Origin of the sequence: Wenjunlia tyrosinilytica (assembly GCF_014646055.1) — a bacterium.
GTDB classification, from domain to species: Bacteria; Actinomycetota; Actinomycetes; order Streptomycetales; family Streptomycetaceae; genus Wenjunlia; species Wenjunlia tyrosinilytica.
Genome location: NZ_BMMS01000026.1, coordinates 121,422 through 131,680 on the forward strand (window position 1 = coordinate 121,422; position 10,259 = coordinate 131,680).

5 protein-coding genes are annotated in these 10,259 nt (G+C 70.9%); 3 read left to right on the plus strand and 2 right to left on the minus strand.

The features are described 5' to 3' along the window. Positions 1-158 precede the first annotated feature (158 nt). Complete coding sequence (locus tag IEY86_RS26555; RefSeq protein WP_308425179.1) at positions 159-3,011, minus strand: AfsR/SARP family transcriptional regulator; 2,853 nt, start codon at positions 3,009-3,011, stop codon at positions 159-161. A gap of 575 nt (positions 3,012-3,586) precedes the next feature. On the opposite strand from IEY86_RS26555, the gene glsA reads away from it, so the two are divergent. The 3 genes from glsA (at position 3,587) to IEY86_RS26570 (ending at position 9,736) form a co-directional block, all read left to right on the plus strand. Next, positions 3,587-5,242 carry a glutaminase A gene (gene glsA, locus IEY86_RS26560; RefSeq protein ID WP_189134388.1) on the plus strand — a complete coding sequence of 552 codons (1,656 nt, stop codon included), beginning with the start codon at positions 3,587-3,589 and terminating at the stop codon, positions 5,240-5,242. 162 nt (positions 5,243-5,404) lie between these two features. Then, positions 5,405-6,424, plus strand: a complete 1,020-nt coding sequence (glnII, locus tag IEY86_RS26565) for a glutamine synthetase (protein WP_189134389.1) — start codon at positions 5,405-5,407, stop codon at positions 6,422-6,424. Positions 6,425-6,883: 459 nt separating this feature from the next. After that, positions 6,884-9,736, plus strand: a complete 2,853-nt coding sequence (locus IEY86_RS26570; RefSeq protein WP_189134390.1) for a helix-turn-helix transcriptional regulator — start codon at positions 6,884-6,886, stop codon at positions 9,734-9,736. A gap of 259 nt (positions 9,737-9,995) precedes the next feature. On the opposite strand, the gene IEY86_RS26575 is transcribed toward IEY86_RS26570, so the two are convergent. Further along, on the minus strand, positions 9,996-10,259 hold a 264-nt coding region (locus IEY86_RS26575; RefSeq protein ID WP_444545853.1), incomplete at its 5' end, for an AMP-binding enzyme.

Genomic DNA, 10,259 nt, shown 5'->3' on the forward strand with positions numbered 1-10,259 from the left:
AAGGCGGGGACCGGAACACCGAAAGCGTTCGGAACGGGATGTTCCGACTTGACAGGAGTGTGTCGAGGAGGGTTCCACGCCGGATTGACAAGTGATTGACGCCGCCGCGCCAGGCGTTGACGCGGCGCGTCCGCGCCCGGCGGCGCGATGGACGAGCGTCAGCGGGATGGGGGCTGCCCGGGGTCGGGATCGAAGCCCCGCAGCCTTTCCCGGACCTGCTCTGCGTCAGGATGCTCGAATTCCTCGAGGATGGCCAGAGACTTGCGCCAGGAATCGCAGGCGGCCTCCGTGTCGCCGACGGCCGCCTGGGTGTCGCCGATGTGCACGAGCGTGTCCGCCTCCAGATAGCTGTCGCCGAGCTCCCGGTAGAACGCGTTCGCCTCCCGGTAGCGGGCGATGGCCTGTTCGTACTGGCCGAGGTGGTGGTGGGCGTAGCCGAGGCTGTCGATCGCGGCGGCCTCGCCGTTGACGTCGCCGACCTGTCGGTGCAACTCAATGGCCTTCCCGCACTGCACGAGCGCCTCCTCGTGCTCGCCCAGCAGGATGTACGTCCAGCCGACCTCGTTGTAGACGCTGGCCTGCCCGCTGACGTAGTCGGTGGACCGGTAGAGCTCGATCGCCTCCTGGTAGTGGTCCAGCGCCTTGAGGTGGTCGCCGAGCCCGTTGGAAAGGAAGGCCATGCTCCGATGGGTGCGGGCCTGCCACGAGGCGTCGCCGAGTCGCCCGAACAGCTCCAGGGCCCGCGGCAGATGGATGTCGGCTTCGTCCTGGCGGTTCAGCCGCCCGCAGGCGAATCCCAGGGCGCGGTGGGCGTGGGCCTGACCCTCCAGGTCGCGTCCCCGCTGCGCGGACGCCAACGCCGTTCGGTGCATGGCGACCTGGTCGTGCCAGTGCCCCCGCCGGTCGAGGAACATCTCGATCGCCCAGGCCAGCCGCCAGGTGTGGTCGTCGAAGCCGCCGTGGGCCGACTGCTCGACGGCCGAGAGGAGGACGGCGCGCTCCGTCCCCAGCCAGTTCATCGCCCGTTTGTGGTCGCGCAGGGCTTCCGGCGCGGCTTCCGGTCGGGTTGACGGCATGGAGATGTCCCCGCGGTGCGGGGAGACGAGCATGCAGGCGGTGTGCGCCGTGCGCAGATAGTGGTCGAGAAGGCGGGTGGACAACGCGTGCCGCTCGGCCTCGGAATCGAGTGTTTCGGTGAGCTCGGCGGCGTACGCCCGCAGCAGGTCGTGGAAGGTGAAGCGGCCCGGGGCGTGCTCGGTCAGCAGGTGCGCTCCCGTCAACTCGGCCAGAAGTGGACGTGCCTGACGCAGCGGCAGCCCCGCGACGCTCGCGGCCGCGTGCGCGGATATGTCGGGACCCGGGTGGAGCGCGAGCAGGCGGAACAGCCGGGCGGCATCGGGGGACAGGGCGTGGTACGACCAGGAGAAGACCGCTCGGGCGTCGGTCGCCGTGTCGGTACCGGCGAAGGCGTCGAGGCTGCCGTGGCTCTCGTGCAGTTCCTCGGCGATGGCGGCCAGGGGGAACGTCGGGTAGGTGGCGGCCCGGGCCGCGACGATCGCCAGGGCCAGCGGAAGCCTGGCGCAGCCCGCGATGATGTCGTCCGCGGCCCGCGGCTCGGCCGCCAGCCGCTGTGCTCCGATGCGGCGGGCCAGGAAGTCGCGTGCCTCGGCCATGGGCAGCGGGCTCAGCGTCAGCGGGTAGGCGCCGTCGGTGGCGATCAGGCCGGTGAGCTGGTTGCGGCTGGTGATGATGACCAGGCAGCCGGGGGAGCCGGGCAGCAGGGGACGGACCTGTTCGGTGTCGCGGGCGTTGTCCAGGACCACCAGGACATGCCGTTCGGCCAGCAGGCTCCGGTACAGGGCGGTCTGGGCGTCCAGACTGCCCGGCACCTGCTGCGGCGCCACACCGAGCGCGTCGAGGAAGGCACGGACGGCCTCGGCGGGGTCCATCACCGAGCCGGTGGGGTCGAAACCGCGCAGGTTGATGTACAGCTGCCCGTCGGGGAAGCGGTGCGCCACCTGGTGGGCCCAGTGCACCGCCAGGGTGGTCTTGCCCACCCCGGCCATGCCGCCGATCGCGCTGATCACCACGGTGGACGGATGCTCCCCGCTGACGGGCAGGAGAGCGGCGGTGCGGGCGAGTTCGGCGGATCGGCCGGTGAACGCGGGCAGATCCGCGGGCAGTTGCGCCGGACGCAGGGCCGCGACGGGCACGGGCGCCGCTGCGGGTGCCGGGGCCTGCTTGTCCGGGAAGTCGAGCGCGGGGTCGGCGGCCAGCAGCCGGGCGTGCAACTCCCGCAGCGCGGCGCCCGGTTCGATGCCCAGCTCGGCCACCAGCCTGCGGCGGGTCTCCCGGTACACCGCCAGGGCCTCGGCCTGCCGCCCGCAGCGGTACAGCGCCAGCATGAGGAGCCGGCACAGCCGCTCGCGCAGCGGGTGCTCACCGACCAGCGAGGTCAGCTCGCCCACCACCTCGTCGTGGTGGCCCAGTTCGAGGTCCACCTCGAGCCGTGTCTCTAAGACGCTGAGCCGCCTTTCACCGAGCCCGGCCCGCTCCGCCTCGGCCAGCGGCCCGGGGATTCCCGCCAGCGGAACCCCCGCCCACGCGCCGAGCGCGGCGTGCAGCAGCTCCCCGGCGCCGGCGAGGTCGCCCGCGGCCCGCAGCTTCCTGGCCTCGGCGGTCCGCCGCTCGAACACACCGAGATCCAGGGCGTCGTCGGGGGCTTGGACCGTGTAGCCGTCGGCGACCGAGACCACCACCGCGGGTGCCTCGCCCGCGCCCCGCCCCGGCTCCAGCACCTTGCGCAACCGCGAGACATAGGTACGCAGAACCGACACCGCTCCTGGCGGTGGTTCCTCTCCCCAGACCGCGTCGACCAGCTCGCCGACCGTGGCCGGCCGCCCTCGCCTCATCAGCAGCGCGGCGAGCACCGCTCGCTGCTGCGGTGAGCCGAGGCCCAACTCGTTCTCTCCCCGCCATGCCCTTACGGGCCCCAAGATCGCGAAGCGCACTGACTCCCCATCCGATGCGTCCACATGTTCGACCATATCCGCCTTCAAGGAGCCGTCACTATGCCGCCCCTCGCCTTCGGCCAACAACCACCGGGGGGCTTGCCCAGGCCCCCCGAAAGGCCTCTGAAAAGCCTCCGAAAGGCAGGCGGTGCGGGGCCGTCGCCGCCTGCCGGTAGCGGGTGTTTCGGGTGGACCGGGGGTGTCGCAGGGCGGACCGTCAGGCCGGGGCCGCGGTACCCAGGGGTTTGATCCGCTGGGTGGCGCGGCCTTGTCCGGCGGCCTCGCCCGTTGGTCAACTGGATGCGTCAACAGCGCGTAACCGGTCGGCCGGACGGTGGTTCCCGTCGCCCGCCGGGACAGCGCGGCCCGGGCCCGGGGGTCCGAGGGACCCGCCCAGCCGTTTCGGCATCGTCCGCCGTGGGGGCCGGGCGGTCCGGGCTGTCTCAGGGGGAGCGAGCGACGTGGGAACGAAAGCAGGTACGGCCGTGGCGAAAACGGGAAGCGAGGGCAAGGCGGGCAGATCCGGTCCTGTCCCTGATCCTACCCCTGTCCCTGTCCCTGTCCCTGTCCCTGTCTTGGGCTCCGGCTCCGGCTCCGACGCCGCCGACAGCGACGCCCCGAGCGGGACGACCGCGGCCGACGACTTCGGCGCGTACCGGAAACTGTTCGACTCCTTCAAGAAGGACGCTCAGGGCCGGGTGTCCCGTGTCGAGATCGTCTCGCGGCTCCAGCAGGCGGGCATAGCCGCCGACGATCCGCGACTGGGCGATGCCTGGGCCGCGTTGGCGGACTCGAAGGACTCGAAGGACTCGGACGGCGACGGCGGGCGGCTGGACCTCGCCCGGTTCGCGAAGCTGTGCCAGTGGAACAGCGGCCTGGTGGCCCGCGCCATCACCGGCGAACTCGTCATTCCCGACTTCGCCTCCTTCATGGCCGACATCACCGAGGTCTACGAGAGCCTGCTGCCGGAGCGGCGGGGCGCGGTGGCCGACTACATCCCGCAGTTGAAGCGGGTGCCCCCGGACCAGTTCGCCATCTCGGTGTGCACGGTGGACGGTCAGCGGTTCAGCATCGGCGACGCGGGCGTCCGCTTCTGTGTGCAGTCGGTCTGCAAGCCGATCAACTACTGCCTGACGCTGGAGGAGCACGGCTCCGACGTGGTCCACGAGCACGTGGGCCGCGAGCCGAGCGGGCGCGGGTTCAATGAGCTGTCGGTCAACGGGGACGGGCTTCCGCACAACCCGATGATCAACTCCGGCGCCATCATGAGCTGCTCGCTCATCAGAGCGTCCCTCGACATCGCCGACCGCTTCGACCACGTCGCCGACACCTGGCGCAGGCTCTCGGGCGGCGGACATGTCGGATTCAACAACGCCGTCTACCTCTCGGAGAGGCAGACCGCCGACCGCAACTTCGCGCTGGGCTACTTCATGCGCGAGCACGGGGCCTTCCCCGGCAATACCAATCTGATCGAGACGCTCGAGTTCTACTTCCAGTGCTGCTCGGTCGAACTCGACTCCGACGGGCTGGCCTCGGTGGCCTCCACGCTGGCCAACGGCGGGATCGTGCCGCTGTCCAACGACCGGGTCTTCTCGACCGGATCGGTCCAGAAGTGCCTGTCGCTGATGTCGTCCTGCGGTATGTACGACTACTCCGGCGAGTTCGCCTTCACCATCGGCCTCCCGGCGAAGAGCGGGGTCTCCGGCGCCCTCATGCTGGTCATCCCGCAGGTGATGGGGATCGCCATCTGGTCGCCCCGGCTGGACCCGCTGGGCAACTCCGTGCGCGGTATCGAGTTCTGCCGCCAACTGGTCCAGAAGTACAACTTCCACATGTACGACTCGCTCGTGGGGAGCGATCGCGAGGGCAAGCGCGACCCCCGGCTGAAGAAGAACCAGACAGCGATCGACGGCACGATCCGGCTGCTCTGGTCGGCCAGTACCGGTGACCTCGACGGAGTACGTGCCTGCCTGGCCTCGGGTGTCGACCCCACGTCGTGCGACTACGACGGCCGCACCGCGCTCCATCTGGCCGCCGCCGAGGGACATCCGGACGTCGTCACCTATCTGCTGGAGCAGGGCGCCGACGTCGCGGCCGCCGACCGCTGGGGCGGCACGCCGCTCGCCGACGCCGAGAAGGGCGGCCACACCGCGGTCGTCGAGGTCCTGAAGGGGCCGGCCGCGCCCGTCGCGGCCTCTGCCCCCGCCCGCTCCGGCAAGCGGACCGCCTGACCGGCCGACGCGATCCGGCCATCATGTCGTGGCCGAGAGACCACCCATCACCCGCCGAGACGGCGCAACCCCGCCCTCGGCGCGCAATTCACCCGAGCCCGGCAATTGACCGAGCCGCGCAACTCATCTCAAAGCCACGCAACTCATCAAGAGAGAGCACTCATGAGCTACCGAGCCGAATACCTCTGGATCGACGGCACCGTCCCGACCGCACGGCTGCGTTCCAAGACCAAGATCCTCGAGCAGGGTGCCGTCCCGCCGGTCTGGGGCTTCGACGGCTCCAGCACCAACCAGGCGCAGGGGCATGCCTCCGACCGGGTGCTCAAGCCGGTCTTCTCCTGCCCCGACCCGATCCGCGGCGGGCAGAACGTCCTCGTGCTCTGCGAGGTGCTCAACACCGACGGCACACCGCACGAGTCCAACACCCGGGCCCTGCTGGCCCCCGTGGCCGACCGGTTCGCCGGACAGGAGCCGCTGTTCGGCATCGAGCAGGAGTACACCTTCTTCCAGGGCGACCGCCCGCTCGGCTTCCCCGAGGGCGGCTTCCCGGCCCCGCAGGGCGGCTACTACTGCGGTGTCGGCGCCGAGGAGATCTTCGGCCGCGAGATCGTGGAGAAGCACCTCGACCACTGCCTCACCGCCGGACTGGGCATCTCGGGCATCAACGCCGAGGTGATGCCCGGCCAGTGGGAGTTCCAGGTCGGCCCGCTCTCCCCGGTGCAGGTCGCCGACCAGCTGTGGGTGGCGCGCTGGCTCCTCCACCGCACCGCCGAGGACTTCGGCGTCCGGGTCACCCTGGACCCCAAGCCCGTCAAGGGCGACTGGAACGGCGCGGGGGCGCACACCAACTTCTCCACCAGGGCGATGCGCGAGGGCTACGACGCCATCATCACCGCGTGCGAGTCGCTGGGCGAGGGCACCAAGCCGCTGGACCACGTCTACCGCTACGGCGACGGGGTCGACGCCCGCCTCACCGGTCTGCACGAGACGGCCCCCTGGGACGAGTACAGCTACGGCGTCTCCGACCGTGGCGCGTCGGTGCGCATCCCGTGGCAGGTCGAGGTGGACAAGAAGGGGTACATCGAGGACCGCCGTCCCAACGCCAATGTCGACCCCTACCAGGTCACCCGGCTGATCGTCGACACGTGCTGCACCGCCCTGGAGCGGGCCGAGCAGGTCTGACCCGGCCGCCGCGCACGACGTGCGACGCGCCTCGGACCCGACGGGTCCGGGCCGTCAGGGCCGCCCCGGCATCGCGCCGGGGCGGCCCTTCCGCCTTTCCCGCGTCTTCCGCCTTTCCCGCCGCCCCACGGCAGAGCCGAAGCCTCGTCGAACAGGCCCGGACAGCCGCAGCCAGCACGGCATTTCATCACTCACCGTGGTCAACTCACTTCGCAATCGGTTACCGTAGTGCGAAATTGGCGTGATACTTGTGGTTTTTTGGCGGTGACGTATCGCTTCCTGAGAAGGATTTTGCCTCGCACACTACGGAACGTCATACTTGCCCTGGCAGTCTCGGCTGCGCATCAGCACTGTCGCTGGTGCCCGTCCAGTCATAGAGGCGATCATGTCGACGTTTCCTTCCGTGCCGTTCCGGCCTGCCGCGATCGGCAGCGCCGACCGGTGCTTTGCGACTGGGCGGTGCGCGTGCTGATCGGACGGGAACGGGAACTGGCCGCGCTGGCCGAGCTCGTGGGCAGTCCGGCCACCACCCCCGGGATCTCCATGCTCATCCGGGCGGACGGCGGAGTGGGCAAGAGCTCCGTCCTGCGGGCGTTCCTCAACGAGTCGCGCAAGAACGGCGACATCGTGCTGTCCGCCGTCGCGGACTCCCTGGAGAGCCGGCTGGAGTTCGGCATCGTCCGCCGACTGTTCGAGCGGGTGATGGACGACGCCGCCCAGGACGAGGACGGCGACACCGCACGCGCCGAGCAGGTGCGGCGGGCCGTGAGCCTGCTGAGCGAGAGCGCTCCCGCCGCGGGGTCCGCGGCAGCCGCGCCGGACGCGGCGCCCGATCCGGCCATCCTCAACAGCCTGTACTGGCTCACCGCCGCCCTGGCCTCACGGGGCAGCCGCGTGGTCGTCGCGATCGACGACCTTCAGTGGGCCGACGCCTCGTCCCTGCTGTGGCTGCGCTACCTGATGCGCCGACTGGACGACCTGCCCGTCACCGTCGTCGCCACCCTCGGCCGCGGGCACTCCTTCGGCGACGAGCGCGGTATCGGCAGCGTCCTGCCGCTGTTCCGGCGCCAGTTGACCCTCGCGGCCCTGGGCGACCGCGACGTCGGCCTGCTGGTCGAGAATGTCCTCGGCCAGAGCGCCGACGAGCCCTTCGTGGATGCCTGCCTCACCGCGACGGGCGGCAATCCCTACCTCCTCCATGCCCTCCTGCGGTCCGTGCGCACGGCCCAGTTGAAGCCGGACGCCGACACGGCCGCGCAGATCACCAAGTACGTTCCCCAGGACGTCGGGCGCACGGTCCACGCGGTCATCTGCGGCGCGGGTGCCGACGCCGTGGCCACGGCGCAGGCCGCGGCCGTCCTCGCGGGCGCCGCCACGGTCGACCTCATCGCCTGGGTGACCGGGCTCGCCGAGCCCGCCGTCGAGGACGGTGTGCACGCGCTGGAGCGCGTCGGCCTGATGAAGCGGTCCGGACAGGACCTCGACTTCATCTGCCCGGTCGTCTCGGTGGCCGTCTCCAATGACGTGCTGCCCAGCAGGCGGCAGGCCCTGCACGCCCGTGCCGCCCGGTATCTGCTGGACCAGGGCGCCCCGTGGGACGTCGTCACCCCCCATCTCCTGCTCTGCCCGCTCGGTCAGGCATGGCTGCCGGACGCCCTGCGCCGGGCCGCCGACGAGGCACTGACCAAGGGCGATCCCGACCGCGCCGTCAGCTGCCTCCAACGGGCCCTGCGCGAAAACCTCCAGGAGGACGTGCGCGCTTCCGTGCTCGCCTGCCTCGGCGAGGCCGAACTCGCCCGATGCGTCCCGACAGCCGTCCGCAACCTCCAGCGCGGCCTCGAACTCTCCCGCGAGACCGGTGAGCGGACCGCGGCGGCGCGCAATCTGGCCGGGGCCCTGTTCGCGCTCGACCGCTACCCCGACGGGGTCGAGGTCCTGCGGCGCACCCGGGAGGACATCCGGGCGGCGGACCCGGCCAACGCGCTGCGCCTGGAGATCGACCTCATCTACGCGAGCCTGAGCCTGTCCACGGAGGCGGCCTCGGTCATACCGCGCCTGATGGAGCTCGACATGTCCGCCGCCGAGGGCACCCATGTCGAGCGGCCGCTCGCGGCCCTGCTCGCCGTACGCGCGGCGATGGCCGGGCAGTCGTCCGACGAGGTCGCCTCCTTCGCCCAACGTGCCCTGGTCGACGGGGTGATACCGGAGGACGACGAGTCCTTCGTCTACACCGGCGCCCTGCTCGCCCTGGGCACCACCGGTCGGGTGGACCTCGCCCGCACCTACGCCGACGCCGCCGTCGAGACGGCCAAGGAGCGCGGTTCGGCGTTCATGCTCGCCCATACCAGCGGTACCCGCGCCGCGATCCATTGCCGTTCGGGCAACGTTGTCAAGTGCCAGTCCGACGCCGAGGCGTCCCTCGGGGCGCTGAGGGAGATCAACGTCGGTCCGCGCAGCAGCCACAGCGTCGGTCCGACCGCCACCTTGATGGACTCACTGATCAAACAGGGCAAGCCCGAGGCCGCCGAGCAACTGCTCGTCGAGTGCGGGCTGGCCGGTGAGCTGAGCGGGCACTGGATCAATGATTACACCCTGCTGGTCCGGGGGCGGCTGAGGGTCGCTCAGGGACGCCTGCGCGAAGCGCTCGCCGACTTCCTGCGGTCGGGGGAACGTGCCTGTGGGCGCAGCATGCCGGGACCGGGTGTCCTGCCCTGGCGTTCCGAGGCCGCCTTGGCGCATGCCGCGCTGGGGGAGACCGAACGGGCTTTGGCGCTCGTCGAGGAGGAACTCGAGCTGGCCCGGAAGTGGGGGGTCCCCGAGATCATCGGTGTGGCGCTTCGCGCCCTCGGTGTGATCACGGGAGGCCCCGAGGGCCTGAACCTTCTCCAGCAGGCGGTGAGGCTTCTGGAGCCGACGGCGGCACGGTACGTCCACGCCCAGGCGCTGGCCGACTGCGGCGCCCTGGAACGCCGGGTGGGCCGCTCGTCGGAGGCCCGTAGCCGCTTGCAGCAGGCGGTGAGCATCGCCCATGAGTGCGGGGCCGAGGTGGTGGCCGACCGGGCGCTGGAGGAACTGCGCGCCGGTGGGGGCCGCCCGCGGACCCGTACCTTCCACGGGGCGGACGCGCTGACGCCGACCGAGCGCCGGGTCGCGGGGCTGGCCGTCCAGGGGATGACCAACCGCGAGATAGCCGAGCACCTCTTCGTGGGGCTTCGCACCGTCGAGGTCCATCTGACCAAGGTCTACGGGAAGTTGGGCATCAGCGGACGCCCCGGCCTGGCCGAAGCGCTGTCCGAGGCGCTTCCCGGCTGACGAGGGGCGGCGGCGTCCGCCGCCCCAAGGGTCTTGTCGTCGCACGGCGTCGCCGGATGCGACCGCGTCGCCGGATGCGATCGGCTTTGCTCGGACAACTGCTGTTGCCCGGATATCACTCTCCGTTGCCCGGATACGACTTCCCTTGCCCGGATACGACTTCCTTGCCCGGATACGACGAACGGCACGGCAGCGGGGGTACGGGCCCCGCTGCCGTGCCGTCGCGGCCGGCAGAACACTCCTGCCGTCCGGGAGATGGCTACTCGGCGGCCGACTCCTCCGGCCGACTCGGCAGTTTGCTTTGGATGAGGTCCATGACGGTGGTGTCGGTGAGGGTGGTGATGTCGCCGAGTTGGCGGTTTTCGGCGATGTCGCGCAGGAGGCGGCGCATGATTTTGCCGGAGCGGGTCTTGGGGAGTTCGGCGACGGGCAGGATGCGTTGGGGTTTGGCGATGGGGCCGAGGGTGTGGGCGACGTGGGTGCGCAGGTCGTGGGTGAGGGTGTCGGTTTCGGTGGCGGTGCC

Excerpts from the sequence above, each read along its gene's own strand:
- glnII (WP_189134389.1), top strand. The coding sequence starts at position 5,405 with ATGAGCTACCGAGCCGAATACCTCTGGATCGACGGCACCGTCCCGACC.